General features: G+C 63.6%; 33 protein-coding genes and 2 tRNA genes. 11 read left to right on the top strand and 24 right to left on the bottom strand.

The window, feature by feature from the left end:
* Positions 1-2 precede the first annotated feature (2 nt).
* The 22 genes from G568_RS0103170 to G568_RS0103285 form a co-directional block, all read right to left on the bottom strand.
* Positions 3-392, bottom strand: coding sequence for a hypothetical protein (locus G568_RS0103170; protein ID WP_157084253.1), 390 nt, complete (start codon positions 390-392; stop codon positions 3-5).
* Positions 392-1,402: a major capsid protein gene (locus G568_RS0103175; RefSeq protein WP_026756678.1), complete on the bottom strand. Its 1,011-nt coding sequence runs from the start codon at positions 1,400-1,402 to the stop codon at positions 392-394. Before G568_RS0103175 ends, G568_RS0103170 begins: the two co-directional genes overlap by 1 nt.
* A 25-nt stretch (positions 1,403-1,427) precedes the next feature.
* Entirely contained in the window at positions 1,428-1,808 is a 381-nt protein-coding gene (locus G568_RS0103180; RefSeq protein WP_026756679.1) for a head decoration protein, read from the bottom strand.
* Between the two features lie 23 nt (positions 1,809-1,831).
* Complete coding sequence (locus tag G568_RS18125) at positions 1,832-3,121, bottom strand: S49 family peptidase (protein WP_051202687.1); 1,290 nt, start codon at positions 3,119-3,121, stop codon at positions 1,832-1,834.
* Between the two features lie 10 nt (positions 3,122-3,131).
* Positions 3,132-3,365 carry a gpW family head-tail joining protein gene (locus G568_RS0103190; RefSeq protein ID WP_037373560.1) on the bottom strand — a complete coding sequence of 78 codons (234 nt, stop codon included), beginning with the start codon at positions 3,363-3,365 and terminating at the stop codon, positions 3,132-3,134.
* 36 nt (positions 3,366-3,401) lie between these two features.
* A complete protein-coding gene (locus G568_RS19640) occupies positions 3,402-3,992 on the bottom strand; it encodes a hypothetical protein (RefSeq protein ID WP_051202688.1) in 591 nt (196 codons plus the stop codon).
* 13 nt (positions 3,993-4,005) lie between these two features.
* On the bottom strand, positions 4,006-5,553 hold the full coding sequence (locus G568_RS0103200) for a phage portal protein (protein ID WP_245582867.1): 1,548 nt from the start codon (positions 5,551-5,553) through the stop codon (positions 4,006-4,008).
* 65 nt (positions 5,554-5,618) lie between these two features.
* Complete coding sequence (locus G568_RS0103205; protein ID WP_026756682.1) at positions 5,619-7,679, bottom strand: phage terminase large subunit family protein; 2,061 nt, start codon at positions 7,677-7,679, stop codon at positions 5,619-5,621.
* A 1-nt stretch (position 7,680) separates the two neighbouring features.
* Complete coding sequence (locus G568_RS0103210; protein WP_026756683.1) at positions 7,681-8,307, bottom strand: hypothetical protein; 627 nt, start codon at positions 8,305-8,307, stop codon at positions 7,681-7,683.
* Positions 8,308-8,484: 177 nt separating this feature from the next.
* A tRNA-Met gene (locus G568_RS20170) sits at positions 8,485-8,560 on the bottom strand.
* 84 nt (positions 8,561-8,644) lie between these two features.
* A complete protein-coding gene (locus G568_RS0103215; RefSeq protein ID WP_026756684.1) occupies positions 8,645-9,301 on the bottom strand; it encodes a hypothetical protein in 657 nt (218 codons plus the stop codon).
* A gap of 484 nt (positions 9,302-9,785) precedes the next feature.
* Positions 9,786-11,582 (bottom strand): DNA primase family protein, encoded by a 1,797-nt coding sequence (locus G568_RS18135; protein ID WP_051202689.1) that lies wholly within the window; start codon positions 11,580-11,582, stop codon positions 9,786-9,788.
* Positions 11,579-11,779 (bottom strand): hypothetical protein, encoded by a 201-nt coding sequence (locus tag G568_RS0103225; RefSeq protein ID WP_026756685.1) that lies wholly within the window; start codon positions 11,777-11,779, stop codon positions 11,579-11,581. Before G568_RS0103225 ends, G568_RS18135 begins: the two co-directional genes overlap by 4 nt.
* Positions 11,763-12,902 carry a DUF7146 domain-containing protein gene (locus G568_RS18140; protein WP_051202691.1) on the bottom strand — a complete coding sequence of 380 codons (1,140 nt, stop codon included), beginning with the start codon at positions 12,900-12,902 and terminating at the stop codon, positions 11,763-11,765. The genes G568_RS0103225 and G568_RS18140 overlap by 17 nt, the downstream gene beginning before the upstream one ends.
* 3 nt (positions 12,903-12,905) lie before the next feature.
* Positions 12,906-13,214, bottom strand: coding sequence for a hypothetical protein (locus tag G568_RS0103235; RefSeq protein ID WP_026756686.1), 309 nt, complete (start codon positions 13,212-13,214; stop codon positions 12,906-12,908).
* Positions 13,211-13,543, bottom strand: a complete 333-nt coding sequence (locus G568_RS0103240; RefSeq protein ID WP_026756687.1) for a hypothetical protein — start codon at positions 13,541-13,543, stop codon at positions 13,211-13,213. The genes G568_RS0103235 and G568_RS0103240 overlap by 4 nt, the downstream gene beginning before the upstream one ends.
* Positions 13,540-13,830 (bottom strand): DUF6378 domain-containing protein, encoded by a 291-nt coding sequence (locus tag G568_RS18145; protein ID WP_037373564.1) that lies wholly within the window; start codon positions 13,828-13,830, stop codon positions 13,540-13,542. Before G568_RS18145 ends, G568_RS0103240 begins: the two co-directional genes overlap by 4 nt.
* A complete protein-coding gene (locus tag G568_RS0103250) occupies positions 13,827-14,069 on the bottom strand; it encodes a hypothetical protein (RefSeq protein ID WP_026756688.1) in 243 nt (80 codons plus the stop codon). Before G568_RS0103250 ends, G568_RS18145 begins: the two co-directional genes overlap by 4 nt.
* Positions 14,059-14,295 (bottom strand): hypothetical protein, encoded by a 237-nt coding sequence (locus G568_RS0103255; protein WP_026756689.1) that lies wholly within the window; start codon positions 14,293-14,295, stop codon positions 14,059-14,061. Before G568_RS0103255 ends, G568_RS0103250 begins: the two co-directional genes overlap by 11 nt.
* Before the next feature lie 11 nt (positions 14,296-14,306).
* Positions 14,307-14,459 (bottom strand): hypothetical protein, encoded by a 153-nt coding sequence (locus G568_RS20175; protein ID WP_157084255.1) that lies wholly within the window; start codon positions 14,457-14,459, stop codon positions 14,307-14,309.
* A gap of 1,049 nt (positions 14,460-15,508) precedes the next feature.
* Positions 15,509-15,706 (bottom strand): hypothetical protein, encoded by a 198-nt coding sequence (locus tag G568_RS18150; RefSeq protein WP_245582868.1) that lies wholly within the window; start codon positions 15,704-15,706, stop codon positions 15,509-15,511.
* A gap of 158 nt (positions 15,707-15,864) precedes the next feature.
* The gene (locus tag G568_RS0103285) at positions 15,865-16,179 is read right to left on the bottom strand and encodes a hypothetical protein (RefSeq protein ID WP_157084257.1); all 315 of its coding nucleotides are present in this window, start codon (positions 16,177-16,179) and stop codon (positions 15,865-15,867) included.
* A gap of 72 nt (positions 16,180-16,251) precedes the next feature.
* Here G568_RS0103285 and G568_RS0103290 point away from each other — a divergent pair, with 72 nt between their 5' ends.
* The 11 genes from G568_RS0103290 to G568_RS18160 all read left to right on the top strand — a co-directional run bounded on the left by G568_RS0103290 (position 16,252) and on the right by G568_RS18160 (position 21,489).
* Complete coding sequence (locus G568_RS0103290) at positions 16,252-16,539, top strand: helix-turn-helix domain-containing protein (RefSeq protein WP_037373566.1); 288 nt, start codon at positions 16,252-16,254, stop codon at positions 16,537-16,539.
* Between the two features lie 218 nt (positions 16,540-16,757).
* The gene (locus tag G568_RS0103295; protein WP_026756694.1) at positions 16,758-17,081 is read left to right on the top strand and encodes a hypothetical protein; all 324 of its coding nucleotides are present in this window, start codon (positions 16,758-16,760) and stop codon (positions 17,079-17,081) included.
* Positions 17,078-17,326, top strand: coding sequence for a hypothetical protein (locus tag G568_RS0103300; RefSeq protein WP_026756695.1), 249 nt, complete (start codon positions 17,078-17,080; stop codon positions 17,324-17,326). The genes G568_RS0103295 and G568_RS0103300 overlap by 4 nt, the downstream gene beginning before the upstream one ends.
* On the top strand, positions 17,323-18,006 hold the full coding sequence (locus tag G568_RS0103305; RefSeq protein WP_026756696.1) for a hypothetical protein: 684 nt from the start codon (positions 17,323-17,325) through the stop codon (positions 18,004-18,006). Before G568_RS0103300 ends, G568_RS0103305 begins: the two co-directional genes overlap by 4 nt.
* A gap of 128 nt (positions 18,007-18,134) precedes the next feature.
* A complete protein-coding gene (locus tag G568_RS0103310; RefSeq protein ID WP_026756697.1) occupies positions 18,135-18,410 on the top strand; it encodes a DUF2312 domain-containing protein in 276 nt (91 codons plus the stop codon).
* Positions 18,410-18,664 carry a hypothetical protein gene (locus G568_RS0103315; protein ID WP_037373567.1) on the top strand — a complete coding sequence of 85 codons (255 nt, stop codon included), beginning with the start codon at positions 18,410-18,412 and terminating at the stop codon, positions 18,662-18,664. Before G568_RS0103310 ends, G568_RS0103315 begins: the two co-directional genes overlap by 1 nt.
* Positions 18,661-19,299, top strand: a complete 639-nt coding sequence (locus G568_RS0103320) for an HNH endonuclease (protein ID WP_026756699.1) — start codon at positions 18,661-18,663, stop codon at positions 19,297-19,299. The genes G568_RS0103315 and G568_RS0103320 overlap by 4 nt, the downstream gene beginning before the upstream one ends.
* Positions 19,300-19,440: 141 nt before the next feature.
* On the top strand, positions 19,441-19,575 hold the full coding sequence (locus tag G568_RS20795; RefSeq protein ID WP_281168973.1) for a hypothetical protein: 135 nt from the start codon (positions 19,441-19,443) through the stop codon (positions 19,573-19,575).
* Positions 19,576-19,589: 14 nt separating this feature from the next.
* On the top strand, positions 19,590-19,826 hold the full coding sequence (locus tag G568_RS18155) for a hypothetical protein (protein ID WP_037373569.1): 237 nt from the start codon (positions 19,590-19,592) through the stop codon (positions 19,824-19,826).
* A 215-nt stretch (positions 19,827-20,041) separates the two neighbouring features.
* The gene (locus G568_RS20180; protein WP_157084259.1) at positions 20,042-20,212 is read left to right on the top strand and encodes a hypothetical protein; all 171 of its coding nucleotides are present in this window, start codon (positions 20,042-20,044) and stop codon (positions 20,210-20,212) included.
* Between the two features lie 203 nt (positions 20,213-20,415).
* Positions 20,416-21,489: a tyrosine-type recombinase/integrase gene (locus tag G568_RS18160; protein WP_169576936.1), complete on the top strand. Its 1,074-nt coding sequence runs from the start codon at positions 20,416-20,418 to the stop codon at positions 21,487-21,489.
* Between the two features lie 15 nt (positions 21,490-21,504).
* Here G568_RS18160 and G568_RS0103350 read toward each other — a convergent pair.
* Both G568_RS0103350 and G568_RS0103355 read right to left on the bottom strand, forming a co-directional pair.
* Positions 21,505-21,581 (bottom strand) — tRNA-Arg (locus G568_RS0103350).
* A gap of 65 nt (positions 21,582-21,646) precedes the next feature.
* Complete coding sequence (locus G568_RS0103355; RefSeq protein WP_026756701.1) at positions 21,647-22,666, bottom strand: methyltransferase; 1,020 nt, start codon at positions 22,664-22,666, stop codon at positions 21,647-21,649.
* Between the last annotated feature and the right edge of the window lie 75 nt (positions 22,667-22,741).

A 22,741-nucleotide genomic window follows, 5' to 3' on the forward strand; every position in this document is an offset into this window, starting at 1 on the left:
GGTCACTCCTGCAACTCGGCCCAGGCCTCGTCGCGCAGGTCGGCCGTGATGCGCTTCTTGGCCTGCGACTTCGACATGTGACCAGCCTCAACCACCGCCTCACGGACAACACCGAGGTTGGGCACGCCATCGCCGCCTTCCTCGGGCTTGAGATCCATCAAGGCGTCGATCACGGCATCGCGGAGATCATCATCCGACAGATTTTCGCCCGCGTCCTTGGAGGATGCTTGCACCTCGATAGCCAACCTTTCGCTGACAAGATGATCGCCGTAGACCTGCGGCAGCGCGATCCGTTCTCCAGGTGCGACTGACCGATCAGCCTTGGCCCCGATCACGGATGCCGGCACGATTGTCGATGCCCGCATCCGATAGCTTTTTACCGCGCCAGCCATCAGGTCAGCTTCAGCTTGCGCAGCACTTCAGGCCGCGTGCAGATCGAGATGGCGTTCATCTGCACCTCGAGGTGACGGCCCTTGCCGTTCTGCATGGCGTACTGCCGCGCATAGAGAGGCAGGCCGATACTGTTGACCGTTTCCTCGTAATCCGCAGGCGCGAACCGCGTCATGAACAGGTCCGGCACGCCCAGCGGGATAACCCGCGCCTCGTCCGCGGCGATGTAGGCCGAGCCCAGGTCGGTCGTTGCCGCCGCGCCGGTGCGGTACCGCTCGAACACAGCGCCACCGAACTCGAAGCGATCCGGCGTGCCCTGGCGAAGCTGCATTGCCCCCTCGTAGTTGAGCAGGCTTTCCTTCACCGACTTGTGGCCCCACATCGCCTTGTGGAAATCGCGGCCAGTGAAGACGTGCAGCCCGTCATAGGCATCATCAAGCGAGTCCTCGACCGAGTAGCGCACCCCATCGAACAGCTCACCGACGTTCGTCGCATCCACGTCCAGCTCCATGGAAATGGCCGCGGGTGTGGCGATGCCGAAGCGCGTGTAGAGGTTTTCCAGCACCGCGCCACTCTTGGTGGTCACGATGCCCTTGATCGCGCCGACGCGCTGGTGTTCCAGCGTCATCGTCAAATCCTGCCCATGCCGGCCCAGCTTGTCCTGGACACGGGCCTCGATCGTCTCGGTTTCGCTCTCCGACCCGAAGGCGCGCACGTTCTGCACCTCGTCAGCCAGCACAGCGTCGTCGCGCTCGTAGTGCGGCACGGCGAACGGCACAGCGACCCGATCCTCGGACCCGGTCGTCTCACCGGGGCCGCCACGCGCGGTCGGCTCGACCAGGCCCAGCTTGCCGTCGCGCTGCTCGACAAAGACGGTCGTGGTGGTCACGCCGTCCTCCTGAAACGCACCCGTGGCGCTGATCTGACCAGGGCGATACTTGCGCTTGTTGATCGCCGCGGTCAGAGAGACGACGGAGAATGCGTCGTCGTTGAAGATGTCCATGCTCGGCATGTCATTGATCCTTTCTTGATCTCACTCAGCGCACGACGACGCCGACGGTTTCCAGTTGCCCGGCCTTCGTCGCCTTCTTGGCGGCATCATCAACCGAGCTGTCATAGGCGAGCTCGTCCGCGATGACCTGCGCGGCACGCACGATCGCGACCGCCTTCGCATCGGCTGACGTTGCATCGACCGCATAGGCCAGCACAGCGGTGGCGGTTTCCGCGCCCTCGCTGCCCACGACCTGAGCATTGGCCGAAACCGCGTACTTTCCGGACGCGGTGATCTCACCCAGCACCGTGCCGGGTGCAAGTTTGCCCTCTCCGCTGGCCACGGTGACGATGTCGCGCGACCGCCCCGCCTCCGCCTCGGAAAGCACGAAGCCCAGGTTGCGGGCGCCTTCAGTCATATTCTCCATGATCCTGTCTCCTGTTCAGGGCGTCACTGCGGGCGCCGCGCTGCGTAAATTTCGGACGGCTTGATTTTGGCCTTGTCCGAGGTGCTCACCGGAGGCTGACCGCCAAGACCGGCGCCAGCGGCAGCGGTGCGGTTGGCCTCATATTCGGCGGCGGGATCGGGCTTCTGCTCTTCCGCCTTGGGCGCGGCGGCCAGCGCAGCCTTCACAGTTTCCACGTCCATGTCGGTCGAAGCGTAGAGGTGTTCGGCCAGGGCTTCGCGGCCCTTGGCTTCGTCCAGCGCCATGATCGACGCCCGGCGATCGCGGTCCGCCTTGACGGCCGCTTGCGCAGCTTCGGTCCGGGCAGCGGCGATCGCGGCCTCGGTGTCGGCGGTCTTGTCGCCCGCCTTGGGATCATCAGCCATGGTTTTCTCCTTCTGCTGGCTGTGGGTGGCGGCGGGTTCAGCCGCCGGGACATCGGCAGCCGCTCGGCTGCGATCACGTTTGGGCGCGCGGGCGAAGCTCTCGCCGTCTGTCAGGCGCGCCAATACTTCTTCGAAGGTGCCGATCCCGTCAGCCATGCCGGCGGACACGGCGGCGGCGCCGACCAGGGCACCGCCCTGACCGTAGTCACGAGCAACCACGTCGGCCGACACGCCGCGATGCCTGGCGACGGCTTCGATGAACACGGCGGCCTGGTCGTCCACCAGCTTTTGGTAGGACGTCGCACCTTCTTCCGAATCCGGGCTGGGATTCTTCTTCGGGCTTTGCGACGAGACAAATTCGATATCGCGCACACCGCTCGCGCGGTCTCGTTCCGAGGTGTCGCGGATGCCGGCCATCACACCGATCGAGCCGAGGAGCGCCGCGTCGTCAACAACGACTTGCTGCGCCGCGCTGGCCAGCCAGTAAGCCGCCGACGCGCCCATGCCGCCCACGTAGGCCACAACCGGCTTCTCGGAGGCGAAGATCGCCTTGGCGAGTTCGCCGCATCCGTTGACAGCCCCGCCGGGGCTGTCGATGTTCAGCAGGATCGACTTGATGTCCCGGTTGTCCAGCGCAACTTGCAGGTCGCGCCGCAGGATGTCGTAGCTTGTCGCACCGCTGAACTCGGTGAACATATTCGCGCGGCGAAACAGCGGGCCAGCGACGTTGAGGATCGCGACGGGTCCGCGTTGCTCGAGCGTTTCGGCCCGCGCCACCATGTCGGCGCGGTACTTTTCCAGCGCATCGCGCGAGACCTCGTGTTCCCGCGCCGCGATCTGGATAATCTGTTCCAGCGCATCGGGTTGAATTGCCCACGGAGCGCCGAGGATAGCATCTAGTGCTCGCATATCATGTCCTTCAGTAGGGGCGAAACCGGACACCCTTCGCAAAACGGGTGCGTTTCGGTCGTTCACCGCTCTGGATCGCGCACTGCCGATCGGCGTCCGCGATCATGGCATCGAGGCGGCCGAGGTCGGCCTTGGTGAAGCGCACCTCGTCCTCGCCAAAACGGGTCGAGGAGACCTCTCGGCCAGTCACGAGGTCGCGCTTGATTTTCCGGAGGTCAATCGCCTCCTGGCACGGGTCTTCCATGATCTTGAATTCCTTCCCGAAGAACAGCGGTGCGGGTCAGCCAATGACCCCGTCGGTCAATCGCGACATCTCGTGCCTGATCCGGGGACCGAGATCCTTTGCGGTGGTCTCGAACGCCTTGACCGAGGCATCGCGGACAAGTTCCTTTGGTACGCTCGGGCCCCACATCTTTTCGATCGCGTTATTGCGACCCGACTTTTCGCTGAAGCCGCCCCTGCGCTTGAAAACGTGCCCGTACGCGACCGGCTGTCCCGACCTCCAATTGCCTGCGAAGATGAATGCGCCCGGATACCGGCGGGTCTGGCCCCATGGCCGTGCCCGTACGCCGAACTTGAACTGCTTTGCCCCGAATTCCTTCAGGCTGAGTTCCTTGCCGGAACCCGTGATCGTGTATTCCAGCGCGTGGTAATTGGCGCGCCTCGTTTGAAGCGCACCCAATTGGCGCAATCGCTTCTGGGTCAGTCCCATCTGCTTCGCCAGCGTGCGCCGAACCTGCGTATGCGCCTTGCCGCCAGTATGATTGATCGCCCGGCGAAACGCCTTGTGCGCCTTGGCGCTGCTCCCAAGGACGCCAACCGCCTCCTGAAAGCGCATCGCATTCTGGTCCATAAATTCGAGGCGGTACATTCCGGGTGCTCCCTCAGCCTTTCGAGCGGTCGCTCATTCCGTCGGCCGCCGCGCCGTCCGGCCCGGCACCCTCGCCTCCGGCCATGCGCCCATGCGGCGGCGTGATACCGATATCGTTGAAGCGCGTGACCTCGCGCTCCGCCTGGTCGGCGACCTCTTCCCAGTCTTCGCCGGCTTCGGCGCAGATGGCCTTCAGTGTGGTCTGACCGGTCTCAAGTTTCACCTTGTTCGCCAGCGCATCCTTGTAGGGGTCCGCGCTCGGACGCGACGGACCGCGCCACTCCGCGTCCACGACCTTCTCGCGGTTCGCGGCGAACGCCCGATAGCCCCCCTTGAACGGGATTGCGCCCGTTCCGATCTGCTCGTCGAGCCATGCCTCGTAGATACCCTGCGCCATCGGCGCCACGATCCGTTCCCGGCGGCGCAGGATCGTCGGCCAGATCGAGGCGACGGCCATCCGCGTGCTTGAATACGACGCGCCGCTATGATCCATCGTCAGGCTCTCGAACGTGACGCCGAGGCACCGCGCCATTTCCCGAAGGAGACCCTTCTGAAACGGTTCGTATTGCGGGCCAGGTGTCGCGCTGCTGTGCAGTTCTAATTCCTCGCCTGGCCCAAGGTGGTTCACCTGGCTCGAATCCCCGCCAATCGAAATGCCCTTCGTCTTCAAGGCGTCAAGCCGGACCTGCATGACTTCGAAAAGGTCCTGCGCCAGATCAGCCGTCCCCTCAAACCCGTCCATTTCCTTGAGTTGCTCGATGGCCCCGAACGCCGTCTCGGACGGCTCCGGACTCTTGATCGTCGCCGCGAAGGCCGTTTGCAAAAGCGCAGTTGTCAGCGTCGCATCGGCCAGCTGATCGCTCTGCGCAATCACCTTGAACGCCGGTGCCATGGGCGTGATGCCCCGCGGGCTGTTCGGCGTCGCGCCGCGATCCATGACGTGGATGACGCGCAGACCGAACTTGTCGCGCGCCGGCACGTCGATGTTGGCCTCGAACCCTCCGTCGCTCCGCCGGAACCGGTACCACATGGGTCGGCCGATATCATCATGCAGGATGCCCTGATCCCAGCCCTCGAACGGCTGAGTGTGGTTCGTCAGACGGTGCGGCGACACCAGCCGGGCCTTGATGCCGGTCTTGATCCCGTAGCGCCGTCTCGCCGGTTCGCTCAGCCAGTCGACGACCGAGAACGCCTCGCCTCCGGCGAGATAATAGCGCGCCGTGCCATCGAGCATCTCCTGAACCGTCGACTTGCCCTCGAGGTCGCACTCCCACGGATTCCAGGACCACCGCCGCCATTCCGCCTCGACCAGGCGGCACCATGCGGCCCGCTCCTTCTCGTCGTATCCCAGGTCCGCCAGGTCGGGCCGGCAGTTCAACTTCAACTCCGGGCCGATCATGTCAGCGATGATCTGGTCCGCCGCGCCAGCGATCCAGCCGCTGTTCTGCATGAAATCGAACGCGAGCGCGAAGGCGCGGCTCGTGGCTGCACGCACGTCGTGCTTGATGTCCCGCGTCGTCGCCCGGCGCATCGAAAGAAGACCGGTGCGGTCATGGTTCATGTAGCGCGCCTGTGGCCTTGGCTGTCGCGGTGTCAATGGCTGGCCGCGATGGTCGAGAAGCTGTGTCATCTGTAAGCCTTCCATCCGGTTTTGCGGCGCCGCCGGGCGGGTTTCTGAGGTTCCACCTCTTCCTTGTTCGGCCTGGTCGCCGCGGCGATCGGCAGTTCGGCGTCGAAGAGATCGCCCTGTGGTGCGTCGGGCACCGCCCCCCGTTCGACTGCAAGCGCATCCCATTGATCGTCGGTCATCGACGCCCAACCCTTCCGAAGGGCCCCGGCCTCAGCGTAGTTCATCGTGTCCAGTGCCTCGTTCCGGCGCGTCGGCTCGACCAGCATCCAGGCACTGGTCATCACGCCCACCTTGTTGCGACGCACGACGCGCGTCTCGGACGTGAGCATGCGATAATACTCGTCGCCAAGGTTTCTGGCGAACTGTGTGTACCCCCGGGCTTCAGGCAATTCCTTGTCGAGATGGCCGTAGAGGCCCGCTTTCATCGAAGAAACGTTGAGGTTGAACGCCCGTTTCTGGGCCCGCTTCGCCTTGCCGTCCCTTCGCCGCTCGAACCTCTGCGGCATCATCAGGGGCCCGTTCTGCGTCGAACTGCCCTTCACGATGATCACCCGGCTCCACGGGTGGGTCTTTGCCCAGCTCCACACGTCGTCGGTATAGGCCCCACCATCGATCGCGAGAATGTCCAGCGCGAACGGAAGACCAAACTCGGTGCGCCATTTCTGCTTCAGGAGCGCGTTGAGTTGCGCGCGGCCCGTGTCATCACTGATGTGGTACGGGATGACCTTGTAGTCGATCACCCACCGCCGCCGGTTGGCGCCGAAAGCGACCAGGTGGGCTTCCATTCGATCATCCTGACAGTCGACACCTGCCGAGAAGATGAACCCCGTCGCCGGTAGCACCCCGAGTTCCAGCACTTCACCCGGTTCCGCGTTTTCCGTCCGGTCGCGCAACTGTTCCCAGTCCGGCGCGTCGGTGGCCTGCTCGTAGGGCAGCCCCAGGACGTCGTTCCAGAACACCTGCTCGATCGCCGAGCTGACCGTGGGCGCCGTGGCCTTGCGCTTCGGCGCGACCTCGACCTCGTCCTCCTCCGCTGCCCCGGACGCGGCGTCAGTCCGCGTAATGGAGGCATCGATCCGCGACCAACCCATGACCTGCGCGTATTCGGCGGCTATCGAGCCCCAGTCCCGCTGCGGCGCGTAAGCGCGCCACAGGTGGAAGCCGGGATGATCGCCGCCCGGGTTGTGGCGTACCCAGCGACCGAGCCGCACGATCCGCTCCTTGTCCCCGTGGCGGATCGCCTCCTGGCACCGCTCGCAAGTGAAGTGCGCCGCATGCAGTCGTTCCGGCTCCAGGTTCTGCCGGAAGTTCTCCCAGGTCAGCGGCTGTTCGTGTCCGCAATGCGGACACGGCACGTGGTAGAGGCGCTGGTCGGATCGCTCGTAGGCGAGTGAAATCCGGCAGGTCCCCTTGATCATGGCCGTTGAGACGCGGAGGATCTTCGCATCTTCGTAACCCGACGCCCGGCTTTCCGCGAGTTTTTCCGGATCACCCTTCTCGGAAGGCTCGAACTTCGAGACGTCGTCCATGATGACAAGGCGTCGGCTTGTCCCGGTCAGATCCGCCGGCGAACCTGCCGAAGCGACCTTGATTGATCCGTTTCTGTCCAGCGTCTCCTGGTTGAACGTGTTGTCCCTGTTCTCGCCGCGCCCCGAGCCGAAGACCCGGATCAGCCCCGGTGCCTGACGACGCATGGGCATCCACTTGTTGTTAACCCACTCGCTGGCCGCGCTCCCCGTCGGGTGCACGATCAGCGAGTCGAGCGGCGTGTACTCGTGCCACTCCGCAAGCGTGGGCTGGATCACCGACACGGTCTTGCCCCACTGGGCCGAGCCGCGCAGCGTCACCTCGCGCGAGGGATGCTCGGGCGACAGGACCTCGTGGATCTCGCTCAGGAACGCGAAGCGAGAGATGTCGAACGGGCCTGGCATCGGCGAGCGCGCATCAAACACGATGTTCTCCTCGCACCACCGGGTGATGTCCGGCGGCGGCGGCGGTGCGATGGCCTGGGCGATGGCCTGGGCGACCACCGCCTCGGCTGCTGCGAGAAACCCCATCCTAGAAATCCACCTCGTGCTCTGCCTCGGAGAGCGGCGCGGCATCTGCTTCCGCTGCCTTCTGCTCCGAGCGATGTGCGCGATACTCGCGCCAGACCTGCGTCAGGATCGCCCGCGCCGCCTTGAAGTCGATGCCAAGTTCGTCTGCCAGCCGCCGGGCGCCGGTACGCAGCACGGAGCTTTCGATCGACGCGATTTCCATGTGGATTTGCCGGGCCGTCTCGGCGGCCACTTCGCTGGCGAGAACCCAGTTTCCCTCTTCGGTTTCGTTCTGACGGCGCGCGCGGCGCGCCTTCTCCTCAAGCTCCTGCGTGCGCGCCAGCTCATAGCGCGTCGGATCCTTGGCTGGCAGGAGAGTAGCATCGGAAGGCGCGCGTTCCGGCTCGACCTGCTTTGGTAGATCGACGTCCTCAAGGCTCCGGCGGGTCTTCGCGCCGTTGCCGAGCATTTGAGCCGGATCGAGGCGCTGCCCCAGGGCGTCTGCCGCCTTGCCAAGATCGAAGCGCCGCGCGCGACCGGAGCCGCTATAGCAGCCATCGAGGCGCCCGTCTCGCACAAGCTGGCTGATACGCCCCTTCGACAGGTTCATCTCTTTCGCAAGTTCTGTCGCGTTCAGCTGCCTGCTCATGATGTCCTTCCCGGCGCAGTGCGGCGCCAATCGTCCCTCCTGCTATCTGCGCGAACCGCTCAACCATGGAACGGCATTCCTAAACCATGACGGGTTTAGGCTTCGCACATTGTTTAAAATGGCCAAACCCTCGGGCTGCAGCGCGCCCGCATGCAGCAAGATTTTCGATACGGTCCCTGAACCCGGGGGGTGTAGAACTCGAACCCGCGACCTCGTGGGTATGAGCCACGCGAGCTGCCAACCGCTCCACCCCGTCAAACGCAAAGCGCCCGGGGCAGGATCTCTGCTCCGGGCGCAATTCGGTTCAGGGTCACTGTGCAAGGGGGCTAGGATTTCGTCAAGAAGATTTTTTCCACGGCATGCGCGGCGGCATGCCATCCGTGACGCGAAACGAGGTCAGGCCGCCGTACATCTGGAAGCTGACGCGCAGCTCTTGCAGCGCGCCCCACCATTGCAAATAAGCACGACGAGCAGACGCGATCTGCTGCGCTGTGGGGCTGTAGGTGACCGGGCAGTGACGCACTTCCACTGTGCGCAATCGCCCACGGCTGACAACATTTACCGACCCGCAGGGCTCGGACTTCGCGCGCCACCCGTGCCGGTTCTTCGACCACTCCACCGGCACGCAGCGCGGCTTGGCCCCTGGCATCCAGTCAGGCGCGCGACCAGATCGGGCCAGCGCGGCGATCCATAGCGCCATGCGTCGGCCTCCCCTCGCCTCCGGTAGCGCCGCAAGCGCCGAGGCGACCACGTCCGCATCCGGGTGCGGCTCGGAACTCCCGCCACCGTCAACAGCACAGCCAAGGTTGTGACGCTGCATCAGGATGTATTCCGTGCCGATGCCCGGCCGCTCCCCCGACACGGTTGCCAGCTCGTCGAAGTCCAGCGACACCAGCTCACGTTGGAACGCCCATTCGAGCAGTCCGCGAATGTCGATGTCACGCTTGATCGCACCCTGACGCGGCCTGCTAGCTACTCTCTGTGTCTCACCCATATTGCTACCTCCGTATTTAGTGGTCATTTTCGCCTGACCTACTACCCGTTGATTTTCGCTTTACTCGATCACGGCCTGACCGGCCCGACACGGCTTGAAAACGGCTTGACAATTCACGCAAAGCCGTGACCACAACCAACAACAACACGTTGTTTTCTCGTATGTTTTTCATAATTAGACGGCTCGAACGGCTTGAACGGCCTGAAAGTGAGGGGTTTACGCATGTGAACACTTCAACTTCCCTTTCCCCCTATTTCGCGCGCGCATACGTGTAGGTCGGAATTTCGGGCCGTTCGGGCCGTTCAAGCCGTGAATTACCTTGCAACCCTTTGAAATCACTCAAACCCCAAACCCCCGTGATCCGCATAACTCAAGCCGTGATTTCGCATGTCAGGCCGTTCGAGCCGTGCACCGAGCCGTGATCCAAAAGTGCGCTCAGACGGCCTGACATCGCTTCGTCCATTTGATGGGGTACGGGGAAGCATCAGAAATCCTCCTGGTCGGCCGGGCGGCTGTCGCTGTTTCCCGGCGCGCCGCCTCGATCCCGGAACCGCCGCTCGAACGTGTCGGTCAGCCTGATGCCGCGATACCCGGTCGCCTCGCGCTTTCCCGGGATAAAGCTGCGGCCCGTGTGCGGATGTCGCCAGCGCTGCGCGTGGTTCTTGAGCGCGTTGGACACCGTGCGTCCGCCCCATTGCGTCTCGCCCTTGTCATCGAGCCAGAAGTTGAACGCGGCGATCAGGTCGCGCGACAGCATGAAATCGTCCTCTGCGCCGGTCACGACCGCGCATTCCGTCAGGAACGATCCGACAGGGTCGCTGTCGCGCCGATACTCGGCCGTGGCGTCCAGGATCGCGTCGGGCTCCTGCAGGCCGCCCTCGAGGTAGGCCCTCAGCCCCTCAATCATCCAATTCAGGATGCCGGCCCTTTCCGCCCATAGCTTTTCGCCCAGGTCCGGATCGCGTTCCGCCTGCGGGATCTGCACGTCAAACGGTGTGAGCAACACCCGTCGCCATATTCCGTCATCGGTGCCCCGTATCTCGGGCTTGTGGTTGCCGCTGATGGTCAGCTTGAATTCCGGCTTTACCTCGACAAAGTCGGAATGCAGCGCGCGCACCAGGATCGGCTCGCCGCCAGTCAGTTCCTTGATCACGCCCTCCTGCAGGCGCGTGCCCTGTTCTGGCTCCGACGCGCGCACGAAGCGTGCGCCCATGAGCGGAATGAGGTCCGGGGTGGCATCGCCACCGCCGCGCCTGTTGGTGCCGGTCAATGACTCGATCTTGGCCGTGGCGGCGTAATCACCGAGCATCCGCGCCAGCAGGTCCACCAGAACCGATTTGCCGTTGGCGCCATGGCCATAAAAGAATGCCAGCTTCTGATCGCCGGTGATCGAGGTCATGCACAGCCCGAACCAGCGCTGGATGAAGCCCCGGATCTCTGAATTCGGCTGCACGCGCTCCAGGAAGGCATCGAAGCGCGGACAGGTCGCGTCCGGGTCGAACTCCACCGGCATCATCTTCGACAGCAGCAAACCGCGATCATGATCAAGGCAGGTCATCTCGGCGACGGGGCTCATGCCCTCGTCACGGATCACGTTGAACGACAGCACGGCCGTCGCGGTGTTGATCATGATCGGGTCCGCGTCGAGATCGTCCAAATGCCGTGACAGGCTCACCCCGCCCTCGTCCAGCATGTGATCAAGCTTGTTCGAGTTGCCCGTCGAGAGCGCAAAGGCCCGATGGCGTTTCTTTCGATCCGCGAACCGGCTCTTGATCTGGGAGACGGTATCGAGGCGCCCGCGAAGGCGGGTCATTGTGGCTTTTTGATCGGCGGTGCGCTCAGACGGCTTTACGTCCTCGATGCCGGCCACCTGCGCGCGCAGATCATCCTCTTCGGCCAGGAAATCCTGCTCCCAGGGCTCATAGGCCAGGTGCTGGATCTCGCGCGTGATTTTCTCCGGCACCCGATGCGCAAGGCGGCGCACAGCGAGACTGTCATCGTCGCGCTGCCATTGTCGCCCGGTCCAGACGAACCAGCCGACGCGCGGCACCCGCAACGCGTCATCCCCGAAATAAAGAGCGAACCGCTGCCCGTTGCCGATGTCATTGAGCGGGTATAGCGCACCTTTCGCCTCTGGCGGCCCATCCGGCCCATCGGGATAATCACCATCCGGGGGATCGGGGGGCGTGGTCCCGTCATCCTCAGCCGGGCTGACGGGACCCATATCCACGTCCTCGGCCGCGCGCACGGTATCGCGCAGGTGATCAAGTCGATCGCTCATGCGCCACCCCGTGCCGTTTGCAGAAGCTGCTCGAGCTCACCCACCAGCTCGTCGAAGGTCTGATCGCCGATCCGCTCCATCTTGGTCCCCAGTTCCCGGTGGCGGATGGCGCCTTGCAGCCTCTCCGCCTCGGCATGCAGGCCCAGCCTGCGCAGTCTCTTGCGAACCTCTTGGGCGCGCTCAATCCGGTCTGACATGGTCATACTCCGTGTAGTCCCCCATCAGCGCGTCGTTCAGATCGATGCCGTCGCCGGCATGCACGATCGAGACCCGCTCAACACGCGGCCGGCACGCCCGCGCGCGGCGCAGACCGGACAGCAGCTTCGCGCGCGTCGAGCGCGGCTCTGAATCGCCGTCCTGTATGAAGATCAGGTGCTCGACCCACTCGGGCGGCAGGAAGGCATCCCGGTCATCGAGATCCGGAACGCCGGCATATTTCATGCCCTGGCCGCGCAGAATGCGCCGGCCGGCCATGTTGCCGAGGTCTACACCGGCCCAATAGGCGGCCGCAGGCCAGGCGTTGGCAATCCATGCGGTCGCAGTGGTCTCGATCCCCTCGCCCATGATCAGGCGGGTTGCCCCTTGCGGCGTGTAGAGACGGATCGCACCGCCCTTCTTTGACCCGAGCATTTTCTTGGCCTGGCACGGCTCACCATCCGGGCCGACGATCTGCGCCTTTCCTTTCGGTCGATGGAGGTCGAGCCAGGTGCGATGCACTCCTATAAATCCACCCTTCGGCCCCTGCACCGCGGCCAGCATGGCGGGGCCTCGGTGGATCTCGCGCCACCCGCCCGCCGGATCGGCCACCATGTACGGCAAATCCGGATGGTATCGCAGGCAGCGTGACGGCTCAGGCAAGTCAAGCTTGCGACGCAGCAAGTAGGCCTCGGCGGCCGTGCCCCCTGTGGGCTTTCCCTGCTGCCATATCTCCCATGCCGCGCGCATGGCGGCCTTGCGGCGCTTTTCCGCGTCACGCTCCTGGGCGGCGCGCTTGCGTTCGTGTTCCCGCCGGCGACGCTCGGCCTCGGCCGGGTCGATCGACAGCTCGGCCTCGCCCACCAGCCAGGACAGTGCCGCCTTGAAATCGCACCCCATGACCAGCTGCACCAGGCCGATGCCATCGCCGCCGCCACAATGGCGACAGTTATAGACACCGCGCTGCATGTTGATGCCGAAACGATCCCGGCCGCCGCAAACGGGACAGGGCCCGATCATCTCTGCGCCCGTCCGGTGCAGCCCCTCGATCGCGAGACGATCGACGATCTCGCCAATGGGAATCGCCTGCGCCTCGATCAGGCGTGGATCCTCGCGCGCCGCCACGGATCAGGCCCCCTGCACGCGGGCGCGGAATTCATCGTAGCGATCGCCGAACCGGCGCAGAAAGTAGTGCCGCACCTCGTAGGTCAGGCGTGCCAGGGCATTCTGCCGTGGTTGACCCGGCTCGGTATCGCAAAGCTGCGAGGCCGCGTGCCACACCGGGCTTAGCGACTGGTCGCAGTCGGCGCTGTCGGGCAGCGCCTCGCTCAGCGCGTCGAGATAAACCCGGAAAGACGGATCCGTGGATGATGACATGACGACCGACACCGATGCCGTGATCAGGACACGTTCCGCCATCTGACCGATGCTGCTCATTGCAAATCCGCCCTCTTTTGCCAGTCGAACTCGACGCCGCCGCGTTCAGCCTCGATGCCGTCCGGCACGGGGCCGGGATCTGGCGGGCAAGCCTCATCGAGCCACAGCGTCAGATCGTGCTGCAACTTTTGACCCGCTGCGCCGGGCGTCACCCGGCAATGCCCCAGGAAATCCAACACCATGTCGCGGGCCAGTGTTTCCTCCGGCACCCACTCCAGCGCCGACTTTGCCAGATCGACCTGGTCGCGCCACTGCAGCTGCCCGGTGCGGGCCTTGAGCGCGACCGTCTGCGCCTGCAGACCGAACGCAATGATCGGGGAACGGCTCATTGCACATCCTCCGCGTCCGGCAGGTATTTGGTCGCGAGTTCTCCACCGCACGCCGCATACCCGGCAATATCGACCCAGTTGTCTGCATGCACCGGATTGCCACGGGCGCGGGCCGCCTTCAGCATCACGAGCATCAGCGCAACGTCATGGGGGCGAACATCTATACCAAGGTGCGCGGACCAATAATCAGCAATGAGATCGAAATTGTCTTCCATGTCGCCATGGGTCGCCGCCCGGTCAACCGTCACCGCCTGCGCCGCTGCGTCAAGAATCTCCGCCCTGATCATTGCGCCCACCACCGTTCTGGCATTCCACCATCGCGATTTTCTGGACGCGTGGCGCGACACTGGTGCTTTTCCATATCCTTGCGGACGCGATGCACGCGGCCCAGCACGCTATTGCGGGTCACCAGGCGGCGTTGGCGCGCACTCAAGAGCTTCGCGATCTCGCGCATGGACATTCCGCGCGCCTCGTGCATGTCGAGGATCTCCAGAAGCTCCAGATCATCCGATCGGCTATGTGCCATCATGCCCCTCCTCGAATATCTCTGCGGCCGCGCGCGACAGCGCCGCCAGCTCCAGTGGCGTGTCGGAATCGACGAACCCGCAGGCGATCGGCGGCGTGTCCGCCGGCTCATCCGGGCGGTTGCCGTCACGCACCCGAAGCGACCACATGCGTGCGCCGCAGGACGACACGGTCATATCGACCAGCAGATGCCCGAACGGCAGGCGCACCCTGCGGACAATATCCATGGCCCCCGCACTCATGCGGTCACCCGCAGCTGATGCCAGCGCTGTTGCACCTGAAGCAGCGTTAAACCCAGGTCATCCGCCAGATCGCATAAAGCGCTGTAGCGACCGCCGGTTTCGATCACACGCAGGTCCAGCGCCTCGGTCCACAAGGGATGCTCATGCATCACATGACCTCCCCGAAAAGGCGGGCGCGGCGGCACACCTGCCAACCGCGCCCGAAGTCCAACAGGGGGGATTCCAGCGGGGTCGCCGCCGCTGGACGGCATTGGTCGAGCGCGGGCAACTCGCGGTGCCTATTCGGCATCCTGTCCTCGGCGGATACAGGAGCATCCATCGCTTGCTCTTGAGCTGCAGGGGCCTTCCCCACGACCACGCTCGGGAAAGCACCGTGGCGCTTGCCGGAAAGCGGCTTGTAGGTAAGGGGCTTTCCGCCCCCTACCTTTATTTCTTGGCGGGGTTTTCTCCCGCAGTTTGCATGGCTAGCCTCCATTCCGAACGTCGCGCCTCTTGTCAGCGGCTGGCGCAAGTGGCCATTCTCAACTCTTGCCTGTATCGCCTCATCCTCGATCCGGCGAAACCGGCCCCGCACATACCCCGACCACAGATCGGGAAACTCTCTCGCTGACTCGATTCTCAGCGCAACAGCTTCCAGACGATAAGGATCTGAGTGACCGCCAGCGCAAACTGCGCAAGAGCGATCGCAAAAAGCAAAAGTTCGGTCGTCATGTGAGTGCTCCAGCCTTGTGTTATGGAGTTGGGTGGGCATCAGGCGCCCGCCGCGCACTGACGAACAAGATGTTTCCGGCCCCGCCGCCGCGCTCGGGGCTGCATCGTGAAGGCGCAGGCCGGAAAGCGGAGATCTACGCCGGGGCGATGCAGTGCCCCGGCGATCCCTGGCGAGATCACTGGACATGACATGCACCCCGTTCTGAACCGAATGAAAAGGACGCGGCCGGGAACCTGCCGACCCGGCCGCGCCAAGGTGGCCTGCCCATCAAGCAAAGCAGGCTCCCAAGCCCGACCTGGGGGAGGCCGGGATACGATGCGGGGCCCGCCATCATCGACGCCCCCCGTTCAAGCGATGGAAGAATTTTTCCGAGCGGCGATGCCAGCGACGCGACCGCGCCTGCCAGAGGGCCGCGCGCCGCTCCGCGCGCCGCCCCCTGCTCACGCAAAGCAGGCCGGCGATATAGATCAGAACGCGCCGGACCATTCACGCCGCCCTCCCGCTATCCGGGCCCAGCACCGTCTCGGCGCCCGCGATCACCAGCACGGCCGTGACATAGCTGAGCGCCGCGTCGTGATCGCAGCGCAGCCAGTTGATCACCTGCCGTTCCGAGACATCAAGCACCGGCGCCGCGCGCTGCGCGACCCCGCGTTCGCTCTCGGCCGGAAAGGCGCGCCAGAGCATGCCGGCGAACCACTTGCGGGACCGAGTGCGGTGCCCCGACCAGGCAAATTTACCTCGCCGTGCATTTTGTGCAGGATTTTTCCACATGTTCCCTCCATCCTTGTCCTGTGTGGACGGATGAGAGGAAACAATCGAAAGGACGGATCGGGGCGTTGCGGTCATGCGGCGCCCCTTTTCGTGACCGGCTGCGCATGCATCTTGGCAATCATATCAGCCGTGACCTGAAACCCGCGTGCACGCGCTGCACACAAAAGCGGATAATGATAGCGAGCAGGAACCGACTGCTTCTCTGCCCACTTATGAACTTGATGCACAGACACCGAAATATCCGGAAACTGCCTCTTCAAATCCGCGGCCAACTCCGCCCGTGTAGGCCACAGGTTCACCAGATCACGAATGCACAACAAGCCGCTCATATCCATTTCCACATCGACGTTTCTTCGATCTCTATCGACGTTTCTTCGATAGGTCAATACCCGGCAATTCTTCGATAGACGATTTGTCGAGAGTCGTGATCAAAGAAGGTGAGCAAAAGGAGGAATCCGATGTCCGCGATCAAGGATCTTGACCCCATGGAAGTCGGGCGCCGATTGCGGGCGCTTCGCGAATTCCATGGCAAGAACAAACATGACTTCGCTACCTCGGTCGGGATCGACCCAACGAGTTACGGGCGCATTGAGCGCGGCGACAAGCCATTGAAGGCTGAGATGGCGTTCAGGATTACCGAAAGATGGGGCGCTTCGATGGACTTTATCTACCGAGGGCGCCTAACCGAACTACCAGCCAAGATGGCAGACAGCCTCATGACGAATCTCACCCACACCCAGGAATAAGCGCGGTCTATACTGACATGTGACACCCGCGCGACAGCGAACAAGAACTTCTCTTCAAAGTCGTAATTCATTCCAATACTCTCCCTCAAAGCGTGACAACCACGAAGTAGTGTGAGGCGCGGCTCAGGCTGTCAATCGACGTTTCTTCTATTTTTATTATTGACAATCGAAGTTTCGTCGAGTGAGTATCGCCCCCATCACACCGATGGAGGCACGTCATGCTTACCCCGACACCCCCGACGCCAGAAGACCTCGCAAGCGCCACGCGCCTTGTGAGTAATCCGCGCGCCAGCACGCCGCCGGCGGCCCGCGCCCGCGCATGGGCCATGCTCAAGGCCGCACGCGGCCAGCGCACGGATTACGCCGCCCCGATCTTTCGCACACCCGATGCGGCGCCCTGGCATCCGGATCCCGACATGCGCCGCGTGTTCGATGGGTTCCACTGCGACCGGATATCGGCCCGCATCGCGGATCGAGTGCGCGAGATTGCACAGCGTAAGGGCTACCAGCTGCGCCCCGATCCGAACGGAGGCGCGGCATGAAGCGATCGATGAAGATGGCGTTGGCCGATGCCGAGCCGCACGGCCTTTCGAAGGTTCACGGCGGATACAAGGCCCGCGATGCACGCGGCGAAATCTATGCCTTTGCCGCACTGCACTCTCCGCAAACCATACGGGCACTGCACGATAGGGCGCTGCTCGACTTTTGGGGCCCTGAAAAGGCGGCGTGCCTCACGCAGCTCGGATCAGAGCGCCTCGAGGAGCTTCGAGCGGAGGCAGGTCAATGACAGCCGCCCTCCGCGTCCTGATCGGCTGCGCCACCTCATGCGTGGCACTGGATGCATTTCTGGCGCGCGGCCATGACGCGTGGCAGTGCGATATCCTGTCGGCCGACCAGCCCACCAACCGGCATATCCAGGACGACATCCGCAATGTGCTGACGTGGGGATGGGATCTGCTGATCGTGTCTAACCCGCCTTGCACTCGCCTGTGTCGAAGCGGGCAACGGTGGCTTTATGGCCCCGGCAAGACGCACCCGAAGAAACTACCAAAGGGGCGGACGCATGCCGACATGATCGCCGAGTTCGAGGAAGGCGTGGAGGTGTTCAAGGCGTGTTTCAACGCTCCGATCCCACACGTCGCCATCGAGAACCCGGAAATGAACATCCATGCGCGCGAGGCGATGCCCTACCTGCCACGGCCGCAGATCGTCCAGCCGTGGTGGTTCGGGGATCCCGTGTTCAAGGCGACCGGCCTCTATCTTCGTAACCTGCCGGAGCTGCTGGAATCCAACCGACTGACACCGCCAGAGCGCGGGACCGAAGAATACAAACAATGGGCCGCCATTCATCGTGCACCGCCGGGGCCCGATCGCTGGAAGATCCGCAGCAAGACATTTCCCGGCATGGCCGAGGCTTGGGCGGACCAATGGGGCGGTTACGCCCTGCAACAGGAGGCCGCAGCATGAGTGACGAAACCGTTATGACAATGCGAGTTCCGGACGGGAAAGGTGGGCACCTGGAAACCGGCCCCTTCACCGCGGAAGACCTCAAGCGCGCCACGGCTGCACTTCGCAAGGAAAAGAGGAAACCACCCATGAAACCTGACCCGGAATTCGACGCCGCCAAGGACAACGCTTATCGCGTCACGGCCGATGAACTGCGCCAGTTCATTGAGCGCTTTGAGCGGCTGGCAATCGAGAAAGCCGAGATCGCGGATCAGCAGAAAGAGGTGATGGCCGAGGCCAAAGCCCGGGGCTACAACACCAAGATCCTGCGCAAGGTGATCGCGCTGCGAAAGCGGGACAAAGACGACATCGCCGAAGAGGAAGCCGTCCTCCAAATGTACCGCGAAGCATTGGGGATGGCGTGATGGCCAGGAACAAGATGTCAGACCTGAATGATCACCTGTTTGCGCAGCTCGAGCGCATGTCCGACGAGGACATGAGCGCCGAGAAGATCGCGGACGAGGCCAAGCGCGCCGAGGCGATCGTGTCGGTCGCCGACCAGATCACTCGCAACGCCGATCTGCAGCTCAAGGCAGCGAAGCTGTTTGCCGAACACGGCAACCAGATCCTGCCGATGCTGCCGCAGATTGGCCAAAGCAAGGGCGGCGCCGAGGAATGAAGGGCAAGCGGATCTCATACAGCGAGGCGGAGCTTCTCTGGATACGGGGTCACCGCGACTGGCCGCGCAAGCAGGCGCACGCCGCATTCGTGGAGCGCTTCGGCCGCACCGACGTCAGCCTCGAGAATTTCAAGTCTCTCTGCTCCCGCAAGGGATGGCTGACCGGGCGCGACGGACGCATCCCCAAGGGCAACGTGCCGGCCAACAAGGGTCGCAAGGGATATTATGCCCCCGGCTGCGAAAAGGGCTGGTTCAAGAAAGGCACCCGAAACGGTCGCGCCAATCGGAACTACAAGCCGATCGGCACCGAGCGCATCTGCAAGGATGGCTACATCGAGCGCAAGATCCATGACGGGATGCCTTTGCAGTCACGCTGGCGCGCCGTGCACCTGATCAGGTGGGAGGAATTCAACGGCCCTCTGCCCGAGGGGCACTGCCTCAAGTGCCTCGATGGCGACAGGACCAACACGGATCCTGGCAACTGGATCGCGATCCCGCGTGCGCTACTGCCACGCCTCAGTGGTCGCTGGCGCATCCCTTATGACAGCGCCCCGCCTGAGATCAAATCAGTGCTGCTGAAAATCGCACAGCTGGAGCACGCCGCCAGGGCGGCACGCGAAGGGAAAGAGCAGTGACCGAGCCACGCGACACATACCGCCTGCACAGGGCGATCATGTTGGCGCTGGTCGCATGGCTTGCTGTCGGCGTTGTCACGGCGCTGGTGACAGCCGGTGCTGTAGCGCCGGCAAGCTTAGAGAGCAGATAGGAGCGAGACGATGAAAAACTGGCGATATCTCTGGATAGGCCTCACGCCGTTCATCTGGCATTGGCCGCATGTGGATCGCGGCCTTGAGGCCGATCCTGTCCTGCGCGTCGGGCCGATCTCCATTTCCGGCATTTGGCCGATCTGAATAGGAGAAATCGCATGACCACCCTATCCCACATCGCAGTTGAAGCCGCTGCCTCCACTCACGACGAGCGGCTGGCCGGGATCGACGCGGCGCTATCCGATGCCCGCGCGGTCCTGGCCGATATGCCCCACCACAGCGACGAGCGGATACTGATCGCCTGCGACGTGCTGGGAACCTACGGCGAACCGCCGGAGCGCCACCGCGCCGCCAAGACCAGGCGCATGATCGAGAGGACGAGGAGGGAACCATGAAGGCCCCATACCCTATAAACTTGACCCCGCCGAATGAAGTCCGAGAGGCGGGGTGGCAGGCAGAAAGTCGAGATTCTGATGGCCACCTGATCAGCATGCACGCGCCATTTCAGGATGATGACGACGAAGGAATCGTTTGGTTCGTCCGCGAGGAAACGGTGAGAGGAAACACCGTCACCATCTGGCCGCGCCAGCCCACCTAACCCGGAGGCACCATGAAATTCGCAGCCACAGTTTACGCCATGATCGGGTTTGGGTTCGCGCTATCGTCTCCCCCTCCTGACGAGTGGATACTCAGCTCTTTTGTCAGTCGAGTGGTCGCTTGGCCCGTGGCTTTTGGTGCCGAGCTCGGCGATCTGAGCTTTCAAAATGAGAAAAAGGACTGACCCATGCCCGCCGCCCGCACTCGCACCACGTCTGCCCTGATCCGAAACGCCATTGAGGCGTGCCGAGCGGCCGGGCTTGACGTGGGCGCGGTTGAAGTGGCACCGGGCGGCGTGGTCCGCATCTTGCCACCAGAAGGGATTCCCGCGCATCGTGACGTCGGGAGGGCAAACACATGCGACAGTCTTTTCGAGGAGGAATCCGGTTGAAGGGCCTGAAACCAGCGGGTCGCTGGCCGAGCGGCAACGTGCGGTATTACTACCGATACACGACGCCAGCTACGCCAATGCCAGATGCACCGAAGGACAGCCCCGAGTTTCTGCGTGCCTACACGGACGCCGCGGCCGGGAAGCCCACCAAGGTGCGCGGCAAGATACGGCATCGCACAGGAACCATCGGCGCCGGGATCCGCGCCTTCCTCGCCAGCGACGCCTACATGGCGCGGGCCACCAGCACGCGCGCCCGCTGGCGCAGCTTCGCAGAGGAGTTCGAGGAATTCTTCGCCACCGCTCGGCTGGCAGATCTGGAGCCGCGCCACATTCGCCGGTATCTCGCGCAGTTTGGGCCACACCCAGCGAACAACCGCCTGAAGCTGTGGCGCGCTATGGGGCGCTGGTGGGTTGATAACGGCCTGCTGGACGCGGACCCGGCAAGGGACGTGCGCAAGCGCGCCGCACCGGAGAGCGATGGACACACGCCCTGGACAGCCGCCGACGCAACGGCCTTCCGCTACCATTGGCCGATCGGCAGCATGCAGCGCCTGGCGTTCGAGCTGCTGGCGCAGACCGGCGCGGCCATTGGCGATGCCGTGACGCTCGGGCCGGGCAATTTGCGCAACGGGTGGCTGACCTACCGGCGCACCAAATCCAAGACCCTATGCACGGTTCCGCTGTTCGTGACGCCTCGTCCGGCCTACTACCCATCGAGCGAGGATCTGCGCACCTGCATCGAGGCCGCACCAAAGCACCTGACATGGCTCAGCACGGCACGCGGTGGCAGTCGATCGCCGAAAGCCGCAGGACAGTGGTTCAGCAAGGCAGCGCGGGAAGCGGGAATCGAGGGCAAAACCGCCCATGGTGTGCGCAAGTATCTCGCCACGTACATGGCCGAGCATGGCGCCACCGAAGCGCAGCGCATGGCCATTCTAGGCCACGACACCACCGCGCAGACACGGGATTACAGTAAGACGGCCGACGCCCGGAAGATCATTCAGGGAACAGATTTTGACAACTTTTCCGATCCAGTTGACAACTTGTCGCATAATGCATTGAAAACATGAAGTAATTTTTAGGGGTGGCGGTCCCAACAGGATTCGAACCTGTGACCTCACGCTTCGGAGGCGTGCGCTCTATCCAGCTGAGCTATGGGACCGTGCGGGTGCGTCTTATCGAAAGGGCGGCGCGGGCGCAATCGCTATCGCGCCCGCGCGCGGCAATTTATGCGGCGGGCTTGGTGCCCTGCGCCAGCATCGTCATCTTGGGGATGAGCGGTGCCACCTGCGCATCGATAAACCCGATCTCGTCCAGCGCCACCTCGAGCCAGCCGGCATCGAGCGAGCGCGCCTCGGGCGTGAACGCGGTATGCTGCAACTGCCACAGCGCGGCCAGCTTGGGGCCGGTGCGCTCTTTCTCGACGACGAAGTCGTGGATCAGCAGCCGCCCACCCGGCACCAGGTGATCATAGGCGCGGCGGATCAGATCGACATGCGTCTCGCCGGGCACACCCGAAAGCAGGTAGGACATCAGGATCACGTCCTGATCGGCGGGCCACTCGGCCTCGAGCGCATTGCCGGGGATATACGCGATCCGGTCCGACAAACCGGCCTTCTCCACATAGCCGCGGCCCAGCTCGGCCACGTTGGGGAAATCGACGATCGACGCAGTCAAATCCGGATTGTCCTTGCACAGGGTGATGGCGAACGCACCGGTGCCGCCGCCAACGTCCAGCATGCGCCGCGCGCCCGACAGGTCAAGCGCGCCCGACAGTTGCCGTGCCGGCCCGACCGAGCCGGAATGCTGGCTTTCGGAGTAAAGCCGCGCCTCGTCGGGATCGGCGAACCACTCGGCATAGCTGGCGGTATCATCGGCATCCATCGTGCCTTGCAGGGCGTTCTCGATCTGGTCCAGCAGGCTGTACATCTGGCGCCCCACCTGCAACCGCAGATAATCGCCGAAATCGTACTTTGCCCCGTTGACCAGGAACGCCTGCGACGCGGGCGCATTGCCGAAGCGGTTGCCATCCTGGACCTCGATCAGGCCCAGGGAGGCCAGCGCGGTCAGCAGGGTTTGCGCGCGGTCGGGGTGCACATTGGCCTTTTGCGCCAGTTCCTCGGCGCTCAGTGGCCCTTCTGCAAGGTGGGTAAACACCTTGAGTTGCAGCGCCGCGAACAGCGCCTTGGACCCCATGAAGCCGAACGCGATCTCGGAAATTTCATCTGCCTTGGTGGCAAGTGTCATTGAGTGCTCCTGTCATTGTTCTGTTCTGGCGCCAACCTAGACAGACCAGACGCGGATTAAAAGCGACATCCGATT

It is taken from the genome of Sediminimonas qiaohouensis DSM 21189 (assembly GCF_000423645.1).
GTDB lineage: Bacteria > Pseudomonadota > Alphaproteobacteria > Rhodobacterales > Rhodobacteraceae > Sediminimonas > Sediminimonas qiaohouensis.